Origin of the sequence: Cytobacillus oceanisediminis (assembly GCF_004366035.1) — a bacterium.
Classification (GTDB): Bacteria; Bacillota; Bacilli; order Bacillales; family Cytobacillaceae; genus Cytobacillus; species Cytobacillus oceanisediminis_C.
Genome location: NZ_SOEE01000007.1, coordinates 37448 through 63843, shown reverse-complemented (window position 1 = coordinate 63843; position 26396 = coordinate 37448). Strand labels below are relative to the sequence as shown.

32 protein-coding genes are annotated in these 26396 nt (G+C 39.6%); 5 read left to right on the top strand and 27 right to left on the bottom strand.

What is annotated here, in order from left to right; translation table 11 throughout:
* Nucleotides 1–2: 2 nt before the first annotated feature.
* The 17 genes from DFO72_RS17900 to DFO72_RS17825 all read right to left on the bottom strand — a co-directional run bounded on the left by DFO72_RS17900 (nucleotide 3) and on the right by DFO72_RS17825 (nucleotide 11443).
* Nucleotides 3–365: a YidH family protein gene (locus DFO72_RS17900; protein ID WP_113883498.1), complete on the bottom strand. Its 363-nt coding sequence runs from the start codon at nucleotides 363–365 to the stop codon at nucleotides 3–5.
* A 100-nt stretch (nucleotides 366–465) separates the two neighbouring features.
* Nucleotides 466–1242, bottom strand: coding sequence for a sulfite exporter TauE/SafE family protein (locus DFO72_RS17895; protein WP_113883499.1), 777 nt, complete (start codon nucleotides 1240–1242; stop codon nucleotides 466–468).
* Nucleotides 1243–1304: 62 nt separating this feature from the next.
* A complete protein-coding gene (locus DFO72_RS17890; RefSeq protein ID WP_035326750.1) occupies nucleotides 1305–1532 on the bottom strand; it encodes a sulfurtransferase TusA family protein in 228 nt (75 codons plus the stop codon).
* A 53-nt stretch (nucleotides 1533–1585) separates the two neighbouring features.
* Nucleotides 1586–2707: an MBL fold metallo-hydrolase gene (locus tag DFO72_RS17885; protein WP_113883500.1), complete on the bottom strand. Its 1122-nt coding sequence runs from the start codon at nucleotides 2705–2707 to the stop codon at nucleotides 1586–1588.
* A gap of 42 nt (nucleotides 2708–2749) precedes the next feature.
* Nucleotides 2750–3328: a sulfurtransferase TusA family protein gene (locus DFO72_RS17880; RefSeq protein WP_113883501.1), complete on the bottom strand. Its 579-nt coding sequence runs from the start codon at nucleotides 3326–3328 to the stop codon at nucleotides 2750–2752.
* 21 nt (nucleotides 3329–3349) lie between these two features.
* Entirely contained in the window at nucleotides 3350–3826 is a 477-nt protein-coding gene (locus DFO72_RS17875) for a DsrE/DsrF/DrsH-like family protein (protein ID WP_113883502.1), read from the bottom strand.
* A gap of 155 nt (nucleotides 3827–3981) precedes the next feature.
* Entirely contained in the window at nucleotides 3982–4281 is a 300-nt protein-coding gene (locus DFO72_RS17870) for a rhodanese-like domain-containing protein (protein ID WP_113883503.1), read from the bottom strand.
* A gap of 15 nt (nucleotides 4282–4296) precedes the next feature.
* A complete protein-coding gene (locus DFO72_RS17865) occupies nucleotides 4297–4656 on the bottom strand; it encodes a rhodanese-like domain-containing protein (RefSeq protein WP_113883504.1) in 360 nt (119 codons plus the stop codon).
* 103 nt (nucleotides 4657–4759) lie between these two features.
* Nucleotides 4760–5020, bottom strand: a complete 261-nt coding sequence (locus DFO72_RS17860) for a metal-sensitive transcriptional regulator (protein ID WP_113883505.1) — start codon at nucleotides 5018–5020, stop codon at nucleotides 4760–4762.
* A gap of 21 nt (nucleotides 5021–5041) precedes the next feature.
* Nucleotides 5042–5386 (bottom strand): rhodanese-like domain-containing protein, encoded by a 345-nt coding sequence (locus DFO72_RS17855; RefSeq protein ID WP_113883506.1) that lies wholly within the window; start codon nucleotides 5384–5386, stop codon nucleotides 5042–5044.
* 116 nt (nucleotides 5387–5502) lie between these two features.
* Complete coding sequence (locus DFO72_RS30430; protein WP_258549823.1) at nucleotides 5503–5637, bottom strand: hypothetical protein; 135 nt, start codon at nucleotides 5635–5637, stop codon at nucleotides 5503–5505.
* Between the two features lie 365 nt (nucleotides 5638–6002).
* Entirely contained in the window at nucleotides 6003–7415 is a 1413-nt protein-coding gene (locus DFO72_RS17850) for a SpoVR family protein (protein ID WP_113883507.1), read from the bottom strand.
* Between the two features lie 128 nt (nucleotides 7416–7543).
* Entirely contained in the window at nucleotides 7544–8095 is a 552-nt protein-coding gene (locus DFO72_RS17845) for a PepSY domain-containing protein (RefSeq protein WP_113883508.1), read from the bottom strand.
* Between the two features lie 95 nt (nucleotides 8096–8190).
* The gene (locus DFO72_RS17840) at nucleotides 8191–8883 is read right to left on the bottom strand and encodes a PepSY domain-containing protein (RefSeq protein ID WP_113883509.1); all 693 of its coding nucleotides are present in this window, start codon (nucleotides 8881–8883) and stop codon (nucleotides 8191–8193) included.
* 70 nt (nucleotides 8884–8953) lie between these two features.
* A complete protein-coding gene (locus tag DFO72_RS17835) occupies nucleotides 8954–10306 on the bottom strand; it encodes a HAMP domain-containing sensor histidine kinase (RefSeq protein WP_113883510.1) in 1353 nt (450 codons plus the stop codon).
* Nucleotides 10303–10998 (bottom strand): response regulator transcription factor, encoded by a 696-nt coding sequence (locus DFO72_RS17830; protein ID WP_113883511.1) that lies wholly within the window; start codon nucleotides 10996–10998, stop codon nucleotides 10303–10305. The genes DFO72_RS17835 and DFO72_RS17830 overlap by 4 nt, the downstream gene beginning before the upstream one ends.
* A gap of 127 nt (nucleotides 10999–11125) precedes the next feature.
* Nucleotides 11126–11443, bottom strand: coding sequence for a DUF3889 domain-containing protein (locus tag DFO72_RS17825; RefSeq protein ID WP_113883512.1), 318 nt, complete (start codon nucleotides 11441–11443; stop codon nucleotides 11126–11128).
* Nucleotides 11444–11647: 204 nt separating this feature from the next.
* On the opposite strand from DFO72_RS17825, the gene DFO72_RS17820 reads away from it, so the two are divergent.
* Nucleotides 11648–11902 (top strand): YhdB family protein, encoded by a 255-nt coding sequence (locus DFO72_RS17820; RefSeq protein ID WP_009331507.1) that lies wholly within the window; start codon nucleotides 11648–11650, stop codon nucleotides 11900–11902.
* A gap of 69 nt (nucleotides 11903–11971) precedes the next feature.
* Here DFO72_RS17820 and DFO72_RS17815 read toward each other — a convergent pair whose 3' ends face one another.
* From DFO72_RS17815 to DFO72_RS17790, 6 genes are all read right to left on the bottom strand, one after another.
* On the bottom strand, nucleotides 11972–12508 hold the full coding sequence (locus DFO72_RS17815; protein ID WP_113883513.1) for an NADPH-dependent FMN reductase: 537 nt from the start codon (nucleotides 12506–12508) through the stop codon (nucleotides 11972–11974).
* Between the two features lie 140 nt (nucleotides 12509–12648).
* Entirely contained in the window at nucleotides 12649–13296 is a 648-nt protein-coding gene (locus DFO72_RS17810) for a response regulator (RefSeq protein ID WP_113883514.1), read from the bottom strand.
* Nucleotides 13297–14451 (bottom strand): GAF domain-containing sensor histidine kinase, encoded by a 1155-nt coding sequence (locus tag DFO72_RS17805; RefSeq protein WP_181782348.1) that lies wholly within the window; start codon nucleotides 14449–14451, stop codon nucleotides 13297–13299.
* Nucleotides 14452–14573: 122 nt separating this feature from the next.
* Entirely contained in the window at nucleotides 14574–15296 is a 723-nt protein-coding gene (locus DFO72_RS17800; protein ID WP_113883516.1) for an SDR family oxidoreductase, read from the bottom strand.
* Nucleotides 15297–15338: 42 nt separating this feature from the next.
* Complete coding sequence (locus DFO72_RS17795; RefSeq protein WP_113883517.1) at nucleotides 15339–17084, bottom strand: phospho-sugar mutase; 1746 nt, start codon at nucleotides 17082–17084, stop codon at nucleotides 15339–15341.
* Between the two features lie 167 nt (nucleotides 17085–17251).
* Nucleotides 17252–18754: a carbon-nitrogen hydrolase family protein gene (locus DFO72_RS17790; protein ID WP_113883565.1), complete on the bottom strand. Its 1503-nt coding sequence runs from the start codon at nucleotides 18752–18754 to the stop codon at nucleotides 17252–17254.
* 362 nt (nucleotides 18755–19116) lie between these two features.
* Between DFO72_RS17790 and DFO72_RS17785 the strand changes: the two genes are divergently transcribed.
* Nucleotides 19117–19557, top strand: a complete 441-nt coding sequence (locus tag DFO72_RS17785) for a disulfide oxidoreductase (RefSeq protein WP_113883518.1) — start codon at nucleotides 19117–19119, stop codon at nucleotides 19555–19557.
* Nucleotides 19557–20027 carry a thioredoxin family protein gene (locus DFO72_RS17780; RefSeq protein ID WP_113883519.1) on the top strand — a complete coding sequence of 157 codons (471 nt, stop codon included), beginning with the start codon at nucleotides 19557–19559 and terminating at the stop codon, nucleotides 20025–20027. The genes DFO72_RS17785 and DFO72_RS17780 overlap by 1 nt, the downstream gene beginning before the upstream one ends.
* 33 nt (nucleotides 20028–20060) lie before the next feature.
* On the opposite strand, the gene DFO72_RS17775 is transcribed toward DFO72_RS17780, so the two are convergent.
* The gene (locus tag DFO72_RS17775) at nucleotides 20061–20459 is read right to left on the bottom strand and encodes a YhcU family protein (protein ID WP_009331516.1); all 399 of its coding nucleotides are present in this window, start codon (nucleotides 20457–20459) and stop codon (nucleotides 20061–20063) included.
* Between the two features lie 343 nt (nucleotides 20460–20802).
* On the opposite strand from DFO72_RS17775, the gene DFO72_RS17770 reads away from it, so the two are divergent.
* Nucleotides 20803–21723: an RluA family pseudouridine synthase gene (locus tag DFO72_RS17770; RefSeq protein WP_113883520.1), complete on the top strand. Its 921-nt coding sequence runs from the start codon at nucleotides 20803–20805 to the stop codon at nucleotides 21721–21723.
* A 114-nt stretch (nucleotides 21724–21837) separates the two neighbouring features.
* Here DFO72_RS17770 and DFO72_RS17765 read toward each other — a convergent pair whose 3' ends face one another.
* The 3 genes from DFO72_RS17765 to helD all read right to left on the bottom strand — a co-directional run bounded on the left by DFO72_RS17765 (nucleotide 21838) and on the right by helD (nucleotide 25717).
* Entirely contained in the window at nucleotides 21838–22098 is a 261-nt protein-coding gene (locus DFO72_RS17765; protein ID WP_113883521.1) for a GlsB/YeaQ/YmgE family stress response membrane protein, read from the bottom strand.
* Nucleotides 22099–22318: 220 nt separating this feature from the next.
* Nucleotides 22319–23149: an aldo/keto reductase gene (locus tag DFO72_RS17760; protein ID WP_113883522.1), complete on the bottom strand. Its 831-nt coding sequence runs from the start codon at nucleotides 23147–23149 to the stop codon at nucleotides 22319–22321.
* A 300-nt stretch (nucleotides 23150–23449) separates the two neighbouring features.
* Nucleotides 23450–25717 carry an RNA polymerase recycling motor HelD gene (gene helD, locus DFO72_RS17755; protein WP_113883523.1) on the bottom strand — a complete coding sequence of 756 codons (2268 nt, stop codon included), beginning with the start codon at nucleotides 25715–25717 and terminating at the stop codon, nucleotides 23450–23452.
* Between the two features lie 392 nt (nucleotides 25718–26109).
* On the opposite strand from helD, the gene DFO72_RS17750 reads away from it, so the two are divergent.
* Nucleotides 26110–26373, top strand: a complete 264-nt coding sequence (locus tag DFO72_RS17750) for a CD3324 family protein (protein WP_113883524.1) — start codon at nucleotides 26110–26112, stop codon at nucleotides 26371–26373.
* Nucleotides 26374–26396: the final 23 nt, after the last annotated feature.

Below are 26396 nucleotides of genomic sequence, written 5' to 3'. Positions count from 1 at the left end.
AGTTAAATTAAAATAACAAATAAATAGGTTAGCAATAAGATAAATATCAAAAAGATAACAGCTGTTATTAAGTATATTAGAGATTGGGATGATGAGTAGGTCTGCATGTTAATTCTTTTTCTGACCTGAAAGTAATTCAGGGTAGAGTATACCAGGATTGTCAGACCGGTAACCAAAGAAAATAGACTTAATGAAATGGCAATGCTGTCAGCGAACTTATTTACTCTCTGCACATTATTAAAATGCAGTGTTGAAGCCAAAACGCCTATTCCAATTACAGCGATAGAAGTCCTGACCCATGCGAGGAAGGTTCTTTCATTCGCCAGATGCTGCTGTATGTATTTCGACTCTTTAGCTTCTTCCATTTGAATCAGCTCTCCCCTTAACAAAGTATAAGAATATATTTTCCTCTTAACGATAGGTTAAACTTAAAGGGAACAGCATCCGCTGCCCCCTCCCTATTAATTATAAAATATCCATCCAGATTTTGATTGATGTTGCCAGAATTAAAACAGCCAATATGACTTGGAGGATTTTTGTATTCACTCTCTTTCCTGCAGCAGCTCCTAATGGAGAAGCAATTAAGCTGGCAATGATCATTATGGCAGCTGGAAAATAGTCCACCTGGCCGGTTGCCAATTTACCAGCTGTAGATCCAATCGATGAAATGAACGTGATGGCCAATGATGTCGCAATTGTCATCCTCGTAGGGATCTTTAATATAACCAGCATAATAGGAACCAGTAAAAATGCACCAGCTGCACCTACGATTCCAGCTCCGATGCCGACAATCAAAGCAAAAAAGGCTGCAAGCCATTTATTGAACCTTACTTGAGCTAAGGGAATATCATCCAATCCTTTTTTCGGCACGAACATCATGACTGCCGCAATTAAAGCCAATATACCATATACAAGATTAATGGCGCCTTCAGTCATAAACCTTGAACCGTAGCTCCCGATTAAACTTCCAATTAGTATAGCTGAACCCATATAAATAATAAGTGTTTTATTCAGGTATCCGCCTTTTCTGTAAGCCCAGACTCCCCCGATTGTTGCAAAAAACACCTGTACTGCACTGATTCCGGATACTTCATGAGCAGAAAAAGCAGCTAATCCAAATAAAGGCGGAATGTATAAAAGCATAGGATATTTAATGATAGAGCCTCCAATTCCTACCATGCCGGAAATGTAAGACCCGATAAAACCAATTAAAAATATAACGAGTAAAAAGGTTAAATCCATGTGGCTATCTCCTCCTTTTAGCGATAAAAGGGAGTAGAAACCCCCTTTTACCTTTTAATAGATTAGCCTTTTTTTATCCAGAACTTTAACACTCCATTGTCATCCTCATGTTTTAAAAGCTCATGTCCTGTTGACTCTGTCCAGGCAGCCAAATCTTTAACGGCGCCTTTATCTGTTGTATGAACTTCAAGCACTTGCCCTGATTCGATTTCACCTATTGCTTTCTTCGTTTTTACGATGGGCATTGGACAAGCTAAACCCTTTGCATCCAGTACTTTTGCTGCGTTCATGTTCCATTCCTCCAATTTTTATTATTAGTATTTTGAATTATATTACTAAAAGATTATCTTACGGCACAGCGATTTGGACCGATTTCCATTTCACGCTGTTTTTCTTCGTCCGGGCTGATTTTCCCCATATTTGTTTCGCGGATTTCCTGATAAGCATTTGGCTGAGGAGGAAGATTCTCAGAAACCAATTTTCTGAACTCCCCTTCGTCTTCAATATTTAGTCCGTGATTTTCAGCAAATAATGTGCCAAGTTTTTCGGATACGCTGCCATCTTCATTTAATTCTTCAATAATCATGAAGTGTGCAGGCAAAACAACTAATTCGCCTGATAGGTCTTTATAACGCTTATAAAGTGTTTCTCTTAAATCTCCAGCCCAATCCCCAGCTTTACCGGCAAGGTCTGGACGTCCGATTGAATCGATGAATAGAATATCACCTGAAAGAAGGTATTGATCGTCCACTACAAAAGATGTTGAACCGATTGTATGGCCTGGTGAATAAACAGCTTGAATACTGATCTTAGTAGAACCAATCATTACTTCGTTTCCATCTTCAAGACGGCTGTATTCAAATGTTACTTCCTCTGCATCCTTAGGAGGAAGCCAGTAAGAAGCACCCGTTTTTTCAGCAATTTTGCGGCCGCCTGAAATATGATCTGCATGCAGATGTGTATCAAAGACATGCTTGATCTCTGCATTCTTTTCAGCAGCAAAATCAGTAAATACGTCTGTCATTCTTGTTGCATCGACAATTGCAGCTTCACCGTTTGAAATCACCATGTAGGACAGACAGCCTTTTCCGATGCGGACGAATTGATACATTTCTCCGCCATTCTTCAAATCGCCCACTTTAACAGGCTCAAGGTGTTCACTCCAAGATTTCATCCCGCCTTTCAGGTAGGAAGCATCGCGTCCTGCTTCTTCAAGCATTTCTGCGACCATTACAGAAGAACCTTCTTTTGCACACACTACTAAAAGCTCTTTATCAGCCGGAATTTTATCAAGAATAGGTTCTACCCCATCAAGAAGATCGAAGTATGGAACATTCAAGTAATCAAATTTTTTGCCTTCAATCTTCCAATCATTAAAGTCGGTTTCATTACGGACATCAAGTATAAATAGTTCTTCATTATGAATAACCTTTTTTGTTACTTCTTTAGCAGACATTGCTTTCATTGTTTATATACCCCCTGATGTATAGTTATGTTTAAAAATTTTTTAGTTAAGCTTCGTTTCTGTTGGTCCATTCCATTCAGACATCCCCGGGACTACATTAATTACATTCGAGAAGCCTTTTTCAGCTAATACCTGGGATGCCATATCACTTCGGCTCCCTGTACGGCATACTACAAAAATCTTTTTATCCTGGTTCAGCTCGCTAATTCTCTCCTCCAATTCTCCGAAGGGGATAGAAATGGCATTGGGAATATGGCCGAATGCATATTCAGCAGGTTCCCTGACATCTAGAACAACTATATCATTATTTGACTCCATCTCTTTTAAAAGATCATCGTTAGAGGCAACAGGCTCAAATGTTGCAGCTTCGCGCTCTTCATTTTCACCTGCTTTTCGTATATAGTGCTTAAGCACTTCGCCTTCTTCCATGGTGCCAAGATATTGGTGTCCCGAGCTTTTTGCCCAAGCCTGGATATCTGCTTTTGAACCTTTATCTGTTGCAAGCACCTCAAGCACTTCCCCCGGATTCAGATTATTGATTGCTTTTTTCGTTCTTACAATCGGCATTGGGCAGGCAAGCCCCTTTGCATCTACTGAAAAGTTTGTTTTTAAAACTTCCATTTATAATTCCTCCTTATATTTTTAGATAAATAAGTTGACATTGCCGTCTTCTGCATCTGCAAGATAAGCAGCTACTCCGGCAAATTCCACACCATCAATTATTTCTTCCTGTTTAAATCCAAGAAGGTCAACAGTCATTTGACATGCTACAAGCTTAATGTCCTGTTCTTTAGCCATTTCAATAAGGTCGCTTACTGGCATAGTGTTGTGCTTTTTCATAATATCTTTTATCATCTTAGGACCCATTCCAGCCATATTCATTTTCGATAAGCCCATCTTTTCCGGACCTCTTGGCATCATTTTGCCAAACATTTTTTCCATAAATGTTTTTTTAACTTGAATTGGCTCATCTTTTCTAAGAGCATTCAGTCCCCAGAAAGTGTGAAAGATGGTTACCTCATGATCGTAAGCAGCTGCACCGTTTGCAATAATATAAGCCGCCATCACTTTGTCATAATCTCCGCTGAATAGAACAATTGTTGTTTTTTTCTTTTCCAATCTTTTATCCTCCCTTTACCCTACAGGGTATATTTATAATCAAAAAAATATATTTATTTCTTATCGCTTTTAAAAAGAACTTAAATACCTAACAGGGTATATACTAGAGTATATTTGACTTTCTGTCAATACCCTATTCTTGGTTGTTTTGCAGATCAATAATCTAATGGCCCTTCCCAATTCACCATACCGCCAAGCATGTTAATTACACTAAACCCCTGCCCTTCAAGTAAGCGTGCAGCTAATCCGCTGCGGTTGCCTGATCGGCAAACCATAACATATTCTTGATTCTTATCCAGCTCATGCATACGAAATTCAACTAATCCAAGCGGAATATGAATAGCTGAAGGTATCTTTCCTTCTTTTACTTCATCTGCTTCACGCACATCAATGATATTTAAATTTACTCCGGCAGCAAGTTGCTGCTCAACTTCTTTCACAGTAGTTGTTTTCATATAATATTCTCCCCTTTATCTCCAGGCGCTTACTCCGCCTTTTATGTTAGTAATGTTCTTATATCCAGATTTTTTTAGCATTTTACTTGCTTTGCTGCTTCTCATTCCGCTTTGGCAGATAACAACTATTTCCTTGTCCCTTGATAGCTGTCCCATTTTCTGGTGAAGCTGATGAAGAGGTATGTTCTTAAATCCCGTAATATGGAAGCTGTTGAATTCTGCTGATGTTCTCACATCAATATATTGCTTTGTTTTGTCCTTCATTTCATTCTTGAGCTGAGCAGTTGTCAACTGCTTTACGCCCTTTACCGGAATCAGCTTCTGAGCCAGAAAAATAATAAGCAGGGCGATAATAATTCCATTTGCAATAGTCATTTGCTTCCCTCCGAATTTAGGTGATTCAAATTTTTTTATACTCGGTTAATAATACCCTGTAGGGTATATTATAACTAAATAAAAAAAGGAAGTCAACTAACCATCATCTGCTTTTAACAAGTAAGTTGACAGCTTCTTTAATCATCATGGAACTCTCAATTCCCTTTTCCGAGTTTTCAATAATGCATTGTTCAAGATTCGAACTGACAATAACTGCAATTGCTTTATCAATTGCTGATCTTGAAGCTGTTAGCTGGGTAATAACAGATTTGCAATCTTTTTCATCCTCCATCATTTTTAAAATCCCTCTAAGCTGGCCCTCCGCCCTTTTGATTCGATTTTTAGTTTTTGCATCGAACAGCACAAGCTTCACCCCATTATAGTTTTATTTTACACATTGGCAATCAGGCATTGAAAAACCAACTATCTTAAACCCTTTTTTTCGGAGCAACCTTATTCCCATATTTTTCTCTAATGAACTGGATGCAACTAAATGGATTTGGTTATAAGGTATATCTTTTATATGCCTATTTATATATGGAATGGGCAGATTGATCGCTCCGGGTATTTCACAATGACAGGAAACATTATAATCCCTGACATCCAGCAGTGCTATGCCTTCCTTGGGCAGGCATTGATCCAAATGATAACAAGGGATGTCTCTAACAGGATAATACCTTTTAATTAATGGGAAACTGCCTAGCAGCAAGGTTAAAAAAATCAGCAGCATATTTCTCTCCTCTGCATAAATAATTCAATTACAATTCATACAATATACCCTAATAGGTATATAGTCAATACCTTAGTTTTTAAAAATAAAAAAACACCCAAGCGGGTGTTTTTGATTTAGCAGCAGTCGCTTTCATTGCCTAACAAGACTAGTCTTTCATTTTCCTGATCATAGTCTAGAATCATACTTTCCGTATGCGGTTTGATTTCCGGGTCGATTGCCACCTGGATTTCATTTATTGTTTCAATCATATCATCTGCTTCCGGCTCATCCAGAGCCAGTCCAATTTGCGGGCCTCCTCAGCCAAAGCCTGCAAAATAAACTCTAATGCCGCCAGTATTTTTCTCTTGAAGAACCTGTTTCAGCAGATCCCGAGCTGAATCTGAAATTTTCAAGATCATCATCCTTTCCTCAGTTTATCAATAAATATAAAGCAAATATCAGTAACTGGGGGTCATCAAATTACCTGCCCAATACCCCCGCCTGTACACGTTAATATTACTGCAATACACCTTAGGAAGGAAAGTATTTAGTTTTATTCTGCCCATTTTTGAAAAAACTGTTTGTTTCATAACCCAAAAAGACGAACCGCAACATATGTGGTTCGTCCGTTTTTCTATAAATATTTTCTGTGGATGCTCTTCCCATCGTAAGTAAAAAGCATGTTCTTGCCTTCAACCATGGTTTCCATATGGACTCCTCTTCCCCAAAGCTGGTATACATATGGCAGTACTTTTTCTAGATACTTAAGATCAAGCTCCACTCCTTCAAACCAGTGCTTTAGGTAAAGCTCTCCATTCTTCATATAATCGCCGTCATTAACCGTCAAATACGGGAATCCTCCATTTACACGCATGCTGACAAGCTGATCACGAACATGCTCCCACTGTTTATCAACAACTTTATAATCCTTTCCCTGCTTTTGGAAAAGATACATATCTTCTCTCATGACAAGGTCTTTTGTTAAATAATTTCTCAAAAAAGAAATATCTGATTCGATTTCACGTACCTCAAACATTTTTTCCCTGCCTGAACCTGGAACTGCACCGCGTCTCTTCATTTCTTGCGTCGGATTGTTATACCTTTCTTCGATATCTTCAAAAATTTTCAGACCCAGATAATATGGATTGATTCCGGTTCTTGACGGCTGAACCACTCCTGCATTCAATTTGGCAAATTCAAGCGCTTCTGCAGATGTCAAATCCATTTCCCTTAAAATACGCTGATGCCAATAGGAAGCCCAGCCCTCATTCATGATTTTTGTTTCTAGCTGCGGCCAAAAATAGAGCATTTCTTCCCGCATCATAGTTAATATATCCCGCTGCCAATCGGTCAGCTCCCTGCTGTAGCTTTCAATAAATAATAGTAAATCCTTTTCAGGTTTTGGAGGGAATTTCTTTTTCTTCTTCTTCGGCTCATGCTTCTTGTTCCTTTCATCCAAACCCCATAAATCATCATAAGGGCTAGGCGCTGCCGTATCACCGCTGCTTTCATATTCATCTTCCGTACTCCATGCGAGCTTCGGTCTCATAAGAGACGGATCAATATGTTCTTCAATTGCCAGCACTGCATCCAGGAAAGTTTCCACTTCCTTCTTCCCAAACTCAATTTCATATTGCCTGATTCTTTCTGCGGTTGCAGCCATGCTCTCTACCATGTCCCTCTTTGTGTTTTGAAAACGGACATTATTTTTAAAGAAATCGCAGTGTGCTAAAACATGTGCCACAATTAATTTGTTTTGAATAAGGGCATTGGAATCGAGCAGAAATGCATAGCAAGGATCCGAATTGATTACAAGCTCATAAATTTTTGATAATCCTAAATCATAATGCAATTTCATCTTGTGAAACTGTTTTCCAAAGCTCCAATGCGAAAACCTGGTCGGCATGCCATAAGCGCCGAATGTATAAATGATTTCTGCAGGACAAATCTCATACCTCATCGGGTAATAGTCCAACCCAAACCCATTTGCAATTTCAGTAATTTCCTGAATGGCATATTCCAATGACTTATTTTCTTCTTCTCGCATTGCCACTCCCCCTTTTAGTCCTTACCATAATCTATGAACCAACAAGAGGATTGATGAGTAGTCTCTCCATAAGCTTGTAACAAATTAAAGCAAAAAGCGGAGCATTTCGCCCCGCTTTCGATTAGACATTAGTCGTCCAATTCGACTTTTAATACCTTTCCTGTTTCAGCATCAATATCAACATCTGCTTCGCCTTTATTTGTTTGCAGCTCAACTTCATATAGGATTTGTCCATTGTCTTCGTCTATATCAATTTCTTTCATCGTTCCATTAACTTCTTTTTCAGCTATTTCAATAGCCTTTTGTTCGGAGATTACATTTTCCCCATTTACCTCTTTTTCGGACTGATCATTGTCATCATCGTCATTTCGCTCTTTATTAATTGAAATGACTTCTCCATCTAAGGCGTGAACTTTAATATCGAAATCTTCTCTCCCGTTCTCAATATCAATTTCATAATACTGTTTGCCATTTGCTCTTTCCAATTCAATGCTCTCTACTCTTCCCTCTGCCTCTGAAAGAGCAATCTTCTTAGCTTCTTCAACAGTGATCAAATCCTGTCCAGTTTCTTTTTTACTCCAAGTGCTCCCTTCTCCATTCGTATCTGCTGCACCTGCTGCAACAGCACCACCCAGCAATAAGGCTCCTGCCAAAGAAATAACTGTAAATTTTTTGTTCATTTTATTTTTCCTCCTTTTTCTTTTCTACATGTTCAATATAACCGGTGAAAATGAGAGAAAAAGGATAAGAAAATTAAAATTTGATGAGAAAGGGATTAATCATCCCAGGTAACCGACAACACTTTTCCTGTAATAGCATGGATCTCGACAGCTGCCTCACTGCCATCATCTTTTTCTATCTCAACAAGATAATATGGTCCCTTGTCTGTTTCTCCAAAGCTGATATCATCCACTTCCCCAGGTTCATTTTTAAGAGCAATTTGGACAGCTTCCTCTTCGGTTAGATTTTTGACAGGGCCCTTATTTTCCTCAGCGACACGGGATAAAATTTCTCCATTCAGAGCATCAACAGTAATCTTAATCTTCTCTTCATCTTTCTGAACGATTGCCTCGAAGGCTGACTTTTCTTTTTGAGTCACTTTTTTCAGGGAGAGTAATTCACCATTTTCTTCTGCTTGAATAATTTCCTTTATTTTTTCTTCATCAAGCTGCTTCTGTTCAGCATTAGAAATCTGATCTTTTTTTTCAAAAGAAAGAATTTCTCCCCTTTTTTCACTCAGCTTGATTTGATAGAACCCTTGGTCTCTTTTCATTTCAATCAAATAAGTGCTGTTCACTTTTTTCAAATTCAGAATTTCCCCCTGATATCGGTCTTTTATTATTTCCCTGGCTTCACTCTCAGTAATTGATTCTGAAGAGGAAACATTTGTGAATTGTACTGCAGCAAATACAAGGAGCGCAGCAAGCAGAAGCCCCGAAGCTGAAATTATTATAAGTTTATTCTTCATTTCCTTACACCTCTCCACTTATCTTATTTCTCTATTATCTGATAATAAAATGAGAAAATGATGAGAATGGTTAAGTTATTTTAATGCTTATGGATGCTGCAGTTCCTACTCCTTCAGTACTTTCGAGCCTAATCTCAACCCCAAGAGCATCAGCAATTTCTTTGGCAAGGGACAGTCCCAGTCCCGATCCTCCTGTTTTCCTGTTTCTCGCCTCATCTACCCGGTAAAAACGGTCAAACACTCTTGGTAAATCCTTCTCGGGAATACCCATGCCGCGATCTTCAATCCGGATATAAACTTCACTTTTCTCTGCCCGGGCAGTAACCCTTATGACATCGTCACTGTATTTCCTGGCATTATCCAGAAAAATAAACAGGAGCTGCTTTAATTTATTCTCATCTGTTTGAATAAAGGTATTTCCAGCCAAACTGAATTCCAACTGTATAGTCCTTTTAAAAGCATCTCCATAAGTCCGAATGACTTGGGTTAAAAAACGGTTAAGATCTATCAATTTCAAATCGAGCATCCACTGGTCATCATGCCGTGCAAGCAAAAGAAGCTGTTCTGTCATTTCCTTCATTCTTAATGCCTCTGAATGAATGGCTTCTATTGATTCATTAAATAATTCAGGTTCTTTCAATCCCCTTCTCTTAAGCAGGCTTGAATAACTCTCAATAACAGTTAATGGGGTTTTTAATTCATGGGAAGCATTTGATATAAAAAGTTTTTGCTTTTCATAATTGGATTCCAGAAGATCAATCATATGGTTGAAGGTTTCACCCATTTGATGCAGCTCATCCTGGGATTTCCCCTCCAGTTCAAGACGCTTGAATTGACCGCTTTTTCTAATTTCTTTCATCGTGGCTGTCATTGTCGCAACAGGCCTTGTAATAAATTTACTAAGGATAGCACTGGAAATTAGAACTGGAATCATTGCCAGGACTGTGGCAATCCCTAGAACAAAGCGTAGAGTCCTTAATATTTTTTCTGCACTTTCCATGCTTCTGGTCAGCTGAAAGCTCCCTATTTCACCGTCTGGAAGGATCACAGGTGCAGACGCAAACATATATACCTTCTTATCACTTTCCATTGTTTTTATCAATTCACTGCTGATATACTCTGCAGGAATTTCACTGAGCGCCTTTTCATCCAGGGATGTGGAAGTTACTGCCTTATTGTCTGGCTGAACCAGTCTTACCATTCCACTTGTAGGAACAAGGGCCCTAAGCAGTTCAGTTTCCGGAACCTCCCCGATTGAACTTTGCGCAATCTTTGTAATATTAGCCATTTCATTTGAAATGGCTGCCTGCTCATTTTCATATATTAATTTGCTGAAAACAGCATACACGGCAATATTCATGATAAGCAGAAGTACTGCAAAGAGAACGGTTGTATACAAATATATTTTCTTCCTAAGATTCATTTCGTCTCCTTTAATACATACCCTACTCCGCGAATTGTTTGAATAAGAGCAGGCCTCTCAGGCATGTCTATTTTCTTGCGCAAATATCGGATATAGACATCAACCACATTTGTGTCCCCCAAAAAGTCATATCCCCAAACGGCCTCCAAAATCTGTTCCCTGTTCAGGACCTGTCTTTTATTTGTCATTAAATAAACAAGTAAATCAAATTCTCTTGGGGTGAGTTCTATGTGCTGATCTCCCCGGCTGACCTCTCTTGTTTTTTCATTGAGCTTTAAATCCGACACTTCCAGACAGTCATGAACTGCAGGTTCCTCTGTACCTGCTGACTTTATTCTTAGTGCAGCTCGTATTCTGGCAAGCAGCTCTTCAATCTGGAAGGGTTTTGTTATGTAATCATTCGCACCCAAGTCTAAACCAGATACTTTATCTTCCACTGAGCTTTTAGCCGTCAGGAGCAAAATGGGGGTATGTTTATCCTTGCTGCGAATTCTTCGCAGAATTTCTATTCCGCTAAACCCAGGAAGCATGATATCCAGAATAATTAAGTCCCAGCTTCCAGTCCGGTATAACTCCATTGCCTGATAACCATCCATTGCCTTTGTCACTTGATAGCCCTCGAATTCAAGTTCAATTTCCAGAAGCCTCGCAATTTTAGCTTCATCCTCCGCAACAAGAATTGATTCCTTCAAAAAACTCACTCCCCATAATTTTACGGTAATATTCATAATCCAAGATTATCAGAAAAATATTTTTTTATCATTATTTTAAATAAGGAGTTTGTTTGCCAAATACAATGAAAAAAGCCCCCGAAGGAGCTTACTGCGTTTTTCTCTCTACAGATAGGCTAACCGCTTTGTTATCCTTAAGGTTATGTGTGACCCTGACCAGCACGGTTACAGGCTTCCCATCTTCCTTTACAGTAAAAGTGAAGGTGTCTGTCACATCTGTTTCGGTAACTTTTTTCCTTCCTCCATACTGATAATCCACTACTTCTTCCCCAGGATAGTCTTCCTTAACAACTGCGATGGCAATTCTCCCATACTTTTCATAATCCGGTTTTTGGACAGCTCCTGCAAATGAGCCTCCCCCGGCTAATAAACAAACCAGCATAAACATCGATAAATACTTTTTCATTTTTCCTCCAAAGCATGTGTCGTTAATTATATTTTTGGCTCAGTCTTTAATTTTATGTATGGAATTGTCTTATAAATGGATGTGGCCAATATACAGGTAAATGATGAAAACCCTTGTAAATCAACAAGTCCAAGATTTACTTCGAAATAAAATTCAGCATCATCATAAACTATAATCAACTCCTGAAAGAGGAGGAGAGGACAAATGAATAAAGTGGATTATGACCGGGCGCTATATTATACGCACCGGTCAGAATGGGATAACCTGCTGATCCTGATGGTCAGAACAGATGATCAATTTCTTTCGAAGAAGATTGAACATTTTCTACATGCCTACAACTTCGAAAAAGACTATTCTGTCATTGAGAAACATTTATATTCACTGCTGAGATATATTGACCATGCCAATGAATTATCGGAAAAACAGCTGCCAAATACTGTATTTTATGAACTAACCTAATAAAAGAATTCCACCAATAATAAAAACACGGATTTTTTGGTCCGTGTTTTTTTATTTTTATTTTTATTTTTATTTTAATTCCAGCTTCATTTGACCATATGCCTTCATATATACCTGAAGTTCCTTCATTAACCCCTCAACAAGCTTGGCAGGTTCTTCATAAAGGCCATCATTTTCATAATCAAAACAATGCGGATCCAGGACCAGCTGTTTAGGAATAACATTGGCATATACACCTCTGCCGGCAACTCTTAAATTATTCAGGGCATTAATGCCGCCTTTTCCGCCTCCTGCCACAACCAGTAAGCCGACTGGCTTATGCGCAAATTGCTCACTCCCAAGAAAATCGAGCGCATTCTTTAGGGCTCCGCTCATGGCACTGTGGTACTCAGGGGAAGCAAGAACGACTCCATCAGATTCTGCAATCTGCTGGCGCAGATTCTTAACGGCAGGCAGCTGATATTGACCTTCTGTTCCATTATATAAAGGAATTTCTCCAAGACTTAAATCGATCAGTTCAGCATTATATTTCCTTGCAATATAACGTGAGGCTATTCCTGTTCTTCCTTTCAATCGCGGGCTTCCATTAATAATTGTAAGCTTCATCATAAACTCTCCTTTTAGTTCCTATACTATTTAGTATATAGAAATATGCGTTTTTAAACATCGTCAGTATGGCTGAGTTTTATAAAACTTACCTCAGGACTAATTCAGTATATATCTTCTGCAACTTTAGGATGATTTTTTCAATTTGACTCTGCAATACCATGACGAACTGCATAAAGTGCTGCCTGTGTTCTGTCCGCGAGTTCCAATTTGGACAATAAGTTGGAAACATGGGTTTTGACTGTCTTTTCTGTTATATAAAGGGATGAAGCAATTTCTTTATTGCTCTTCCCTTTTGCAATCTCCCGCAGAACCTCCAGCTCTCTCTTTGTCAGCTCTTCCAGCGGCTGTCTTTCTGTACTGTTTTTATTCGTTAAATGTGTGAGCAGATGGGAGGTGGCTTTTGGATGAAGCTGGTTTTCCCCTTTCATTAGCTGGATAATTACCTGGACAAGAATATCCGGCTCAATGTCCTTCAGCTGATATCCTGAGGCCCCCGCCTCAATTGCCGGAATCACATGATCCTGGTCTGAAAAGCTTGTGAGTATCATGATTTTCACTTCAGGGCAGCTCGCTTTAATTTGCCTGGTGGCTTCAATACCATTCATAACAGGCATATCCAAGTCCATTAATACAACATCAGGCTGGTTCGTTTGCATCATCTCTACAGCTTCACGGCCGTTCTTTGCTTCTCCGATGATTTCTATTTCCGGCTGTGTTTTGAGAAAAAATACAAGACCCCTTCTAACAACATGATGATCGTCCGCTATTAAAACCTTGATCGCCATCTATTTCCCTCCCTTTTCCAAAGGAATGATAATTTCAATATTCGTTCCTTTGTTTGGCTCTGTTTTTATTTTAAATAAACCATTCATTGCTTCCGTCCTTTTCTTCATGCTTTTGAGACCGAGAGAAGGGATATCGTTTTCACGATAATGAAACCCTCTGCCGCAATCGGAAATCACCATTGCAACTGTTTTTTCATCAACTGTCAGTGCTAAATCTGCTGTTGATCCACCAGAGTGTTTTTTGCAATTTGCCAGTGCTTCCTGGCCAATTCTCCAAAGTGTCTCTTCAACTTTTCCGGGCAGACAGATCACACCTTTTACTTTTGAATTGAGCTTCAGGCCAAGCATTTGGCTGTAGGTCTGCATAGCACATACAATCCCATTTTCCAGCCCGCGGGGTTTCAGCTGCCAAATAAGTGCTCTCATCTCGCTTAAAGCTTCCTGTGCGAGATCCTGCATGTAGGAAAATGTCTCTTTAATTTCAGGGTTATCAGTCATTTCAGCCCCTCCTCTCGCAGTTAAGCTTAAGGAGAACAAAAGCTGGTTGACTGAATCATGCAGGTCCCTTGCCAGCCTGTTTCTTTCCGCAGCAAGAGCCGTCTCCTGTTCGAGCTGTGTCAGCTTGATTCGTTTTATAGCCGTTCCAACCTGAAAAGCCACTGATTCCAGCAAAGCCAATTCTTCTGGTGAAAAATGCGTTTTATCAGGCGAGCCGATATTAAGGATCCCAAATTTTTCTTTCCCTGCTCTCAGCGGGACGGAGGCATGATGGGTAAGCCCATTGGTATCCTTTCTTTGCTCGGCAATGGCATCTTCTATTCTTTTGCATTCAATAATGTTCGAAGCTTTGTTTAACCTGCCGTCATTATAGCGGTCAATACACCAGCAGTCTCCCTTGCACATCGGTCTGCAGTTATCCGCGGTAAGGGCAGGGGGCAGTTTCTCTTCTGCTGCCAGGCGAAAAGCCCCTTGGCTATCAATTAAAAATACCCATCCCGTTTCAAGACCGGTAATATGAAGCAATTTTTGCAGAACCTCTTTAAGAAGGGAATCAATTTCCGTTCCTTCATTCAATATTTCTGCTATTTCTTTTAATATTTTGATTTCAGATTGCCTTTTTTCCCCTAACACCCTTATCCCCCTTGGAACTGTCATATTATGTACTTTCATTATATAACTTTTTTTCCCTTTCTTCCTTGGCATTTGGGAGGAGGCGGACTGCGACCAAAGTTGTATACAGAAAAAACACCGAAGAGCAGGCCTCTTCGGTGAATCGATTATGCAATTGGATAGTTTTGTACAAATGGATGAAGCACGATTTCGTCTATCATCATGTGCTTCGGCGCAGATGCCATGTAAACAACAGCATTGGCGATATCTTCGACCTTCAGCCAATCTCTTTTCTCTTCAAGCCCCTGCTTAGATTCTGCAAAAAACGTATCTACCATGCCGGGATTAATGGTTCCGACGCGGATGCCGTATTCTCTGACTTCCTGAGCTAAAGATCCTGAAAAGCCCTGCACTGCATATTTGGTAGCTGTATAGGCTGATCCATTAGGGATGGTGTATCTGGCTACGTCTGATGAAATGGTAATGATTGTACCGGATTTGCGTTCTTTCATATGCGGCATTACTGCCTTGCTTCCGAGGAAAACTCCCTGCACATTTACTTCAAAGACCTTTCTCCACTCGTCCAGTGTTGTTTCATCAACCCGCTTAAAAAAGCCCACCCCTGCATTATTCACCAGAAGATCAAGCTGTTTATACTTTTGAAGAGTTTTTTCAACTGCATCCTTTATTTCGGCTTCATCTGAAATATCCGCCTGAATGGGCAGTACATCTGCATATCCCAATTTTTTAAGATCTTCAGCAGATTGATAAATTTCCTCTGAGCTTCCAATCAGGGTAAGCTTCATGCCCTGCTGGGCCAGTTTAACAGCAATTTCCTTGCCGATACCTCTTGATGCACCTGTTACAATTGCCGTTTGTCCCTTTAACATCGAATCTTCCTTTCTGGCTAATAACCTTCTGGATGTTTAACGCTATTGTATTACCGAACTGCCCATTCTTTCTTCAACGATTTGCATAAAATCACTTTGGACAGATTTCAGTTTTTCCTTGCTGCTGGCTAATGAAGAGGCGCTGATCCCAAAATAGAATTTAATCTTCGGTTCTGTGCCTGATGGCCTTAGGCAGATCCAGGTCCCATCTTCGAAGAAATACTTGATAACATTGGACTTTGGCAGGTCTATTACTTTCTCCCTTCCATCTGCTTCCGTTCTGATTCCTATTAAGTAATCTTCAACAGCCTGGACCTTCATTCCTTGAAGGTCTTTTATCGGATTAGCACGGAAGGATGCCAGTGTCTGCTGGATTTTTTCTGCTCCTTCAATTCCTTTTAGAGTCATTGATTTTAACCCTTCAAGAAAATAGCCATACTCGTCAAATAAACTAAGTAATGCATCATAAAGGGACATGTCCTTCTTTTTATAAAAAGCGGCCATTTCCGCAGCAAGCAAAGCTGCCTGGATAGCATCTTTATCCCTTGCAAAGTCACCAATAAGATAGCCATAGCTTTCCTCATACCCAAACAGGAAGCTGTATTCACCCGTCTCCTCATATTCCTTGATTTTTTCTGCTATGAATTTAAAGCCTGTTAAAACATCGATGGTTTCTACACCGAAAGATGAGGCAACCCTGCGTCCAAATTCTGATGTAACGATCGTTTTTAGCATAATGCCATTGTCAGGCAGTGTATTCTTCTCTTTCTTCTGAGAAAGTATGTAATGAAGCAGCAGCGCACCTGTCTGATTTCCTGTCAAAAGGACATACTCGCCATCTCTGTTCTTTGCAGCAATGCCAAGTCGATCGGCGTCTGGGTCTGTGGCAATTAGTATATCTGCATTTGTTTCTCTTCCATCTCTCATGGCAAGCTCAAATGCAATTTTTTCCTCTGGATTAGGACTCTTTACTGTTGAAAATTCAGGATCCGGCAGCTCCTGTTCCTTTACTACATGCACATGTTCATAGCCCAAAGCAGCCAAAGCCTCTCTAACGGGCTTATTCGCTGTACCGTGCAGAGGTGTAAAAACTACATGAACATCCGCTTCCATTGCGGCATCAGGGTTTTCGGAAATGGTAAGGAGCTGCTTCTGATAGGCCTGATCAACTGTAGCCCCAATCATTGTGATAAGGCCTTTCTCTTTTAAACTGTCCTCGTCCATCACTTCAATAAGCAGTTCGTTTTCTATTTCATTTACTTTGCCGATTACAATGTCAGCTTCAGCAGGAGTCAGCTGAGCTCCGTCCGATCCATACACTTTATAGCCATTGTATTCCGGAGGATTATGGCTAGCTGTCACGACTATCCCTGCATAGGCATGCAGGTACCGGACTGCGAATGAAAGTTCAGGTGTTGGGCGCAGCTCGTCAAATACATATGTCTGAATGCCTCTGCTTGCAAGGGTTTTAGCAGCTTCCATTGCAAATTCCGGGGACATGTGGCGTGAATCATATGCTATTGCCACCCCTCTGTTCTTTGCTTCCAATCCTTTTTCTTCTATGTATGCGGCAAGTCCCGCAGATGCCTTGCGGACTGTATATAAATTCATGCGGTTTGTTCCCGGTCCTATTTCCCCGCGCATGCCGCCCGTTCCAAATTCCAGTCCCTTATAAAACGCTTCTTCAAGGAGCTTTTCATTTCCCTGCAGACGTTTCAGCTGTTCAAGTAATTCACTGTCCAAATTCTCATGGTTTATCCATCGTTCTGCCGCTGTCTTCCATTCCATTGTATGACCTCCTAAAGTAAGCTTCACCATATCCTTTTCGAGTTCCACACGGATATTCCTCTTAAAAACATCCGAGTTATTTTGACAAAATTCACTCTAAAATCAGGTATGCTTCCGATGAAAAGCATTGAGCGCCAGGTGAAAGGCGCTCAATCAGCAACTATATATTACTTCTTATATTTAATGCTGTAAATATCATGCCTGCGGTCTTTTAGCTGGCGCACCGTGCCATCCTGTCTTTGACGGCGGAGAATTTCCAGATCAACATCACCAATCAGGACCATTTCAATATTTGGATTGGTCTCTCCCACAATGCCATCCCTTGCAAACTCAAAATCAGATGGTGCAAATATGGCAGACTGTGCATACTGAATATCCATATTCTCTGTTTGCGGAAGATTGCCGACCGTCCCTGAAATAACCGTGTATATCTGATTTTCAACAGCGCGGGCCTGAGCACAATAGCGCACCCGCAAATATCCTTGGCGATCCTCAGTACAGAAGGGTGTAAATATAATTTTTGCACCTTTATCAGTTGCAATCCTCGCCAGTTCAGGAAATTCAATGTCATAGCAAATTTGGATGGCTATTTTTCCGCAATCCGTATCAAATACTTTCACTTCATCCCCGCGGCTGATCCCCCACCATTTGCGCTCATTTGGCGTAATGTGGAGCTTATACTGCTTTTCAATCGTTCCATCGCGGCGGAAAAGATAAGCGATATTATAAATCTCATCATCATCTTCTTTAACAAAATGAGAGCCGCCAATTATATTGATATTATACCTGACTGCCAAATCCGTAAATAACTCGATATATTGCTCAGTGTATTCCGTAAGCTTCCTGACAGCCAGGCTTGGAGACCGTTCATCCAAAAAGGACATTAGCTGAGTGGTAAATAACTCGGGAAATACTGCAAAGTCAGAACCGGAATCAGAAGCAACATCTGTAAAATATTCAACCTGATGGGCAAATTCATCGAAGGATTTAATCTGCCGCATTAAATATTGCACCACACATATACGGACCGGGTAACTTGTTTTGTAAAAACGCTTGGTCATTGGCCTGTAATCAACATTATTCCATTCCATCAGCGTTGCATATTTATTTGACTGCACATCGTCAGGCAAATAGTTCGGGTTAATCCTCATCAGGGTAAAGCCATTCAGGAGCTGAAAGGATAAAACCGGGTCATAGATTTTATGAAGTGAAACCTCGTTCACATACTCACGGGGGTTCATTTCTTTGGCGTATTTATGATAATTCGGAATACGCCCCCCTATGATGATACTTTTTAAATTTAAAGATCTGACAAGCTCTTTTCTTTCCTCATACAGGCGGTGGCCAATTTTCATTCTGCGGTAATCCGGATGAACCATTACTTCTATCCCATAAAGGTTATAGCCTTCCGGATTATGGTTTGTTATGTATCCTTTATCTGTTACGTCATCCCAGGAATGACGGTCATCATACTCATCAAAATTGATAATAAGGCTGGAGCACGAACCAATGATTTCCCCATCATATTCTGCAACAAACTGGCCTTCAGGGAATATACCCAGATGGCTCTCAAGCTGATCCTTCTTCCAGGGTATCATGCCTGGGAAACAGAGCTCCTGCAGGGCAATGATATGATCTATATCTGAATGCCGTGTATTTCTGATAATCATTTTTTTCTCAAACTTCTTTAAATCAAGCTTTGTCAATGGTGGTGCACTCCTTTTGGAAATAATAATTATCCTGGGAGCTGATAAGAAAGTTCAGCCTCTTCCAGTGATACAGCTCTTTTCCCTTTTTTACTGCATTCATAACACCCTCTGAATTTTCTTATCCAATTTCCCTCTTATTCTTATCTTGCGTCTTTTCCTTTATATATATTTCTATAAAGGTGCTGTATATCTTCTTTTATCCTTGCTAATATCATTTCAATATTACAAATGCCCTATTTCTGATGGTCCTTTGAACATGTTAATTTACAAGGGATGTCCAATAGCTTTATAATTTTAGAGTACATATTAATAAGGAGATTATTATGGAGAAAACACAAACAGACCGTCGGGAGAATTTGCTGTTTATTGCCTGGGCAGCATCGGTTCTAGCCATGTTCGGCAGCCTTTATTTTTCGGAAATCAGGCAATACGAGCCTTGCGAGCTTTGCTGGTATCAAAGGATTGTCATGTATCCATTTGCTGTCATATTAGGATTGGCTGTTATTAAGAAAGATTATCGCATCAGCCTTTATACAATGGTGTTATCTGCAGTTGGAGCAGGGATTTCCATATACCACTATTCCATTCAGAAAATTTCATTTATGGCAGACCATGCAGCAGCATGCGGAAGAGTTCCATGTACAGGCCAATATATTAATTGGCTTGGGTTCATCACGATTCCGTTTTTAGCATTAACAGCTTTTACAATTATTTTTATTTGCAGTTATCTTGTCTGGAAGAAAACCAAGGAGGTAGCAGAATAATGAAGAAGGTCATTATTTTTCTTGCCATTATCGTTGCGTTATTCGCAGCTGTTGGAATCTTAACTAAAATGCAAAATGAAGAAAAAGTTTCTGGGAATAACCCATATGAAAAGGATTCACTTCATCCTGAAACAGTCAAACAGCTTGATGACCCAAATTATCAAAATCTGATTCTTCCTGAAGAATTGGACAAAAGGTTAAATGAAAATGAAGATGTAACTGTGTATTTTTATAGTCCGACATGCCCTCATTGCCAGAGGACAACTCCTATTGTGTCTCCGCTTACAGAAGAAATGGGCATTGACCTGGTTCAATTCAACCTGCTTGAATTTGAAGACGGCTGGGACAATTATGGAATTAAGGAGACTCCAACAATTGTTCAATTCAAAGACGGCAAAGAGGTTAACAGAATTACTGGTTACCAGGAAAAAGAAGTCTTTAAACAATGGTTTAATGAGAATTCGAAATAACAAAAAAACGCCTGCGGCTGCAGGCGTTTTTTATTATACGAGCATTTCATTTGCGGCTTTAGCGTAGACACTGAACAAATTATTCCGAGGCATCCTTTCTCCGCAAAAATGACTGTAGGCAAATGGGAATGACAAACCGAATTCTTGAAGTATTTGAACATTTTTGGCGAAAATCATCTCATATTTGTCATTCATCTGACGGGATTCCAGAATAGCCATTAGCGTCTGCAGTCCTGCTATAACCTGATAAGCCTCCTTTAATGTTCCGAAGTATTCAAAGTGCCGTGTAGAAGTATGTAAAATCTTCTGCTGTTCAAATTCTCTTATGTCATCATCTGTGAAATAAAGAGGAAACACATTTGAATAGAATTTTCTAATTAACTCTTGAATTTTTTGTTCCTGATCAGGAGTTGATGCAAATACAACTTTCACTGATAACCCACCTTTGTAATCCTTGTAATCAGTTCGTAATATATACATAAGAATATCATATTCAGAAAGCCCTTTAGGGTGGTAATTATACCCATGGAGAAGGGATTTGTTGACAATTATTCCTCCCGAGGAAATAGATGCCACAGGCATAATGCTTTATAATTAGTTCTAAAGTTCTATATTAACTCCATTTTCAGTAAAACAAAAGTTGATTTTAAATATTACAATAATAATATGTAGACATCTATTCCTTTTATCCGCTGATTATAAAGGCTAATATATTATTGTAATTAATTTATATGTAGAAAAGTCACGATTATTCAATCAGGATAAGGAGCAATTTATGGTAAAAATACAAAGGTTTGGCGAATGGTGTGAAATAGAGGTACCTGTTCACTGGGAAGGATATTCCATCGATTACATAGTCCGGACATTATGGGGAGCACCAAAAAAACAGACACACAATATGAGGATGAACAGGCAGGTTTTAACCAATGATGAACCAGCCAATTGGACAAACCCGATGCAGGCAGGGGATAAATTAAAATTCCATTTCTTCCGGGAGGAAGATTTGGGCCTTATACCCACTTATTATGACATCGAAGTACTCTTTGAAGATGATCATTTACTTGTTTTGAATAAGCCTGCAGGCATGGACACACACCCTAATTCTCCAGAACATAATAATACCTTAGCAAACGCTGCAGCCTTTATTATGCAGATGCAGGGCGAATACAGAAGCATAAAACATATACATCGCCTGGACCGAGATACGACCGGTGCCATTTTGTTTGCCAAGCATGCATTGGCAGGAGCGATCCTGGATAAAAAACTGGAAAGAAGAACAATTAAACGTACATATTTAGCATTGGTTCATGGAAGGATTGCAAAGATCAAAGGAACCATCAGCGAGCCAATTGGGCGGGACAGGCATCATCCATCCAGAAGAAGAGTATCTCCCGGCGGCCAGCATGCTGTCACGAACTATGAACTAATTGAATACTTTCCTAAGCAGAAGCTTTCACTAATTAAATGCCGTCTGGATACAGGCAGAACACATCAGATCCGTGTTCACCTCAGCCATATCGGACATCCGCTTGCAGGGGATATTTTATATGGCGGGAAACCTGATTTTCCACGGCAGGCTCTGCACGCCGTAAAACTTGAGATTCCACACCCGTTCTTGGAGGAAACCATAGTCTGTCATGCGCCTTTCTTAGATGATCCTGAGATATTTAAAGGAATTAATCCGTATTGCTTTTAATAACGATTCAGAGCTGCCCTTTAGAGTGGCAGCTTTTATATCGCTAAAATAAAGAGCAGAGGCTTTCAGCGCAAAAAAAGAAGCCCCATATGGGACTTCTTTGAAATGATTCTATTAGTCATGAGATTTACGCATAGCCTTCATGATGAAGCCTACGATGAATACAAGCACGATAGCACCAATTAAAGCAGGAATAATAGCAAAGTCAGCTACTACAGGACCCCAATCACCAAGAATTAATGAACCTAACCATGCACCAATGAAACCAGCGATGATGTTACCAATAATTCCTCCTGGAATATCTCTTCCCACAACCATGCCTGCTAACCAACCAATGATACCACCTATAATTAATGCCCATAAAAAGCTTAACATTGAAAATCACTCCTCGTTTTGATTTGAATTAGTTTCTGTTCAGATTAAGAATTTCATTCAGCAGCTGCGCAGCTTTTGGTGATCTTATCTGCTTGTATAATTAAATTACCCAGGATTCTCTATCTAAAACCAAAAATTAAAAAACTATTCTTCTGGAAAAATTTTATAATCCCCAATAAAACAAAAAAACATCCCTAAGGATGCTTTTTGAATAGCTTTATTAAAAATCAAATCTGTCAGGGTCAGGCCCAAATCGCTGATCTTTATTTAATGTATTCATTTGACTCATTTCTTCTTCAGTTAATTCAAAATCAAAAATATTTGCATTTTCCCTTAATCTTTCTTCTTTAACTGATTTGGGGATTACAATAATACTGTTTTGGAGATGCCATCTTAATATAACTTGTGCTGATGATTTGCCGTGACCTTCGGCAATTTCTTTTATGGCAGGGTTCTCCAGCACTCTGCCCCTTGCAATCGGAGACCAGGCCTCCACTTTTATATTGTGCTCATCACAAAATGCCCTCAATTCTTCCTGAGATAGAAGAGGATGAAGCTCAACCTGATTTACTGCAGGCTTTTCAGCTGCGTTTTCCATAATGTCCTTTAAATGATGAATTTGAAAATTGCTCACGCCGATGGCTCTTACCTTTCCATCCCTATAAAGCTTTTCAAGCGCTCGCCAGGTTTCCAGGTATTTCTCCTTAACTGGCCAATGAATTAGATATAAATCGATGTATTCTAAACCCAGCTTCTTTAAACTCTTATCAAAGGCATCTAATGTTTGCTCATATCCCTGGTCCGTATTCCACACCTTTGTCGTTATGAAAAGCTCTTCCCTGGGAACACCGCTTTCTTTTATTGCCCTTCCAACACCCTCTTCATTTTCATAAAAGGCAGCAGTATCAATTTGCCTGTAGCCTATGTTTATTGCATTTTTCACGGTGTCTTCAACCTGCTGGCCCTCTTCTACTTTATATACTCCCAGCCCGAATTGAGGCATTTCAACTCCATTATGTAAGGTTGTTAAAGTGCTGCTGATATCCTTCATATGACGAAATCATCTCCTTCATGTTTTTTAATTCATTTTATCATTTGCATGAAAAGGATACCTACTATTTACACTCCCAAAACAAAAGCGATTGCCCTATGGATGCAATCGCCCATCTATATAAACGGCATATGCCGGGATTATGATTTCACGGATTTTTCGCCATCCTTTCTTATGTAAGATTGATTTTCCCGGTGTAAAAATGTCCTAAACAATGGACAAAAAATATTTTTTGAAGTTCTCCGAAACAGTTGAATTTTTTTAAAAAAAAGCAGCCTGAAAAATCAGCTGCTAATAGTTTTAACTAATAATAAAATTGTTTTTTTCCATTCCATAGAAATATAATCGGTGCAGAGGCCGTGTCATGGCGACATAAAGAAGCTTAATATCCAATTCCGAGTTTCTGGAAAATTCTTCTTCAAGTGACAGAATCATGACCGCATCAAATTCTAAGCCCTTTGCCAAGTAGGAGGGGACGATGACGATTTCATCCTTTGGTATGCTTTCCTGCTCCTGCAGCAGTTTAAAAGGGAGATTGGCATACTTTTCGAAAAGGTCATAAATGAGCAGACAGTCTTTCATCGTTTTCCCAATCACCGCAAATGTTTTATAATCTTCTTTTTTCAATGAAATTACCTGTTCCTCAAGCTGCTGTACAAGCCTGTGGCCATTATCTCTCTTGATAAATTCAGGACTTTTCCCATGGCGGACAACCGGCTCTACTTCAGGGAATGAATAGGGAAGGAGCTTGAGCAATTCATTCGCCTTATTCATGATTTCCACGGTGGTACGATAGCTTTTTTGAAGTTCTGTATATGTTGCTCGCGGAAAAATAAAGTCAAGAACCTCCTGCCAGCTTGTTAGTCCTCTGTAGGAATGAATTCCCTGTGCAAGATCCCCCACTAATGTGAACATATCCGTATCAAGTGACTTTTTCAAAGAGAGGAGCTCCATAAAACTGTAATCCTGTGCTTCATCAATGACGATATTTTTTGCCTTCAGCTCTTTAGGGATGCCAAAAAGGCTTTCCTGCAAGTAAAGCATTAAAGCTAAGTCTTCTCTCTCATAAACTTTTTTCCTGAACAATTTCCTGCTGTATTCACATAGTAAATCCGCATCTTTTACAGGCAATTTCCCGCCTGACAATCTTGAAAGACGGATGGAGTCTTCAAAAAGGTCCTTATAATAACGGATAAGGCTTTTTTTCGGAAATTGCTTCATGTATTTTGGCACAGCAGTTCTGAAGCTTTTTTTTAATTCTTCCAGCCTGGCTGCTTTTTTATCAAGCGCATCTGAAACGTACGTTCTTCTTTTTTCAGGGTCTTTTCCCCTGTTAATGGCCCTTTCGATTCTCTCGTCATAATACGTTTCAATCTTCTTTATGATATTTTTCTTTTTCTTCGCAAGATCATTTTGGAGCACAGCTTTTAATTTTTCGAGCCTTCGATAAAGAGGCAGATAATTGTAATCTTCCAAAAAAAGCTGGAAGAATTTCTTATGGCTGAACAGCCTGAATTTATCTACCATAAAATCATCACTGGGGCAGAAGCTATTATAAATTTCTTTTAGGTAATTGGTAAGGATTATCTGAAAAACAGGCGATCCTTTAATGGATGATGCCCAGGCTGCCAGGTTTACTTCTTCACTGTCATGGTCTTCAAGCAAGTTCACCAATTTACTGTCATCAGCCATTTTAAGATTCTCACCAAGACATGCCAGCACATATTCCTGGAAGGTAGTCTGGCGGACTCTTTCTACCCCAAGCTCTGGGAGAGCTTCTGAAATATAATCAATGAATAGCCTGCTCGGTGCCAGTATCATAAGCTGTTCAGGGGCAAAGTTTTCTTTGTACTGATAAATGAAATAACTAATCCTGTGCAGGGCAATTGTTGTTTTGCCGCTGCCCGCTGCCCCCTGAACAATGATGGGCTTATTCAAATCAGCACGTATTATTTTATTTTGTTCTTCCTGTATCGTTGAAATAATTTCTGTGAGGCGGTTGCTTGAGCTTTTAGACAGTGATTCCTGAAGCAATTCATCTGTAGTCGTGAGGTCTATATCCCGGATCTCATCCAGAAAACCATCTTCAATCATATACTGGCGTTTCAATGACAGATGACCTGTAAAGCTCTCTTCATAGGAATGGTATTGAACCTCACCCAGCCTGCCTTCATAGTATAAATTGGCTATCGGAGAACGCCAGTCAACGATAATCTGCTCCTGATTCTCCCTTGAATACAATGAAGTTTTGCCTATGTATAAAATCTCTTTTTCATTTAAATCTTCTCTTAAGAAATCAATTCTGGCGAAATATGGCTTTTTCCGGGCTTTTTTCAATTGTTTTAATTCATCTTTGGACATTTCAAAGAAACGGGCATTTGTCAATAAAGAAGAGTAACTTAAACTGGATTCAAGCCAATCAACGTCTTCGAAAGCTTCTTTCATGTTTTCCTGAAACTTATCTTTGCTGGATTCTGAAGTTCTTATTACGACATCAATATAACGTTTCGTAAATTCCAGCCGCTGAGTTTCCTGCTGAAAATCGGGGTGTTCAAATTCAGATGGCATATGTTTCTCCTTTCATTGTTTTTTCAGCCGCAATGGAGAAATACATATGAGCGTACGCGTGGGCAGAAAAACATATTATCAGAAAAATCTGCAAGAATCAAGGGATGATAAATACAAATTTGATTTTGTCGAATTAGGGTATTAAATGCATTGGCAATCATGTTAATTTATAATATAGAAAAACACTCTTTAGGAGGTGATGAAGGTGGCCATTGCAGTTGCAATGCCTGATAATGCAGCGTCTCATGCAAAGCCTGATATTGGTGGCGATACTTTGCATGAGGCGGTAATAGACTAAATTATTATCGCCCATTCAGCTAAAACCATTTCTGATATCGGCTTTGCACCTTATTCATTTTTTATTATCAAAAATCAATAAGGAGCTGGCAGAAATGAGTTATGTAAAAGCGAATGCCGTTTTACCGGAGACTTTGATAGCAGAAATTCAAAAATACGTTCAGGGTGAAGCAATTTATATCCCCAAGCCTGAAAAGGACTACCAAAAATGGGGCTCACGCTCTGGAGCGAGAAAGTCCCTGGATGAAAGGAATCATTCCATTAAAGGCGCCTTCAAAAACGGCAAAACAATCTGCCAATTGGCGGAGGAATATTTTCTTTCAGTTGAAACAATCAAAAAAATAGTTTATAAAAAATGACTTATTCGCACTGAACCTTGTTC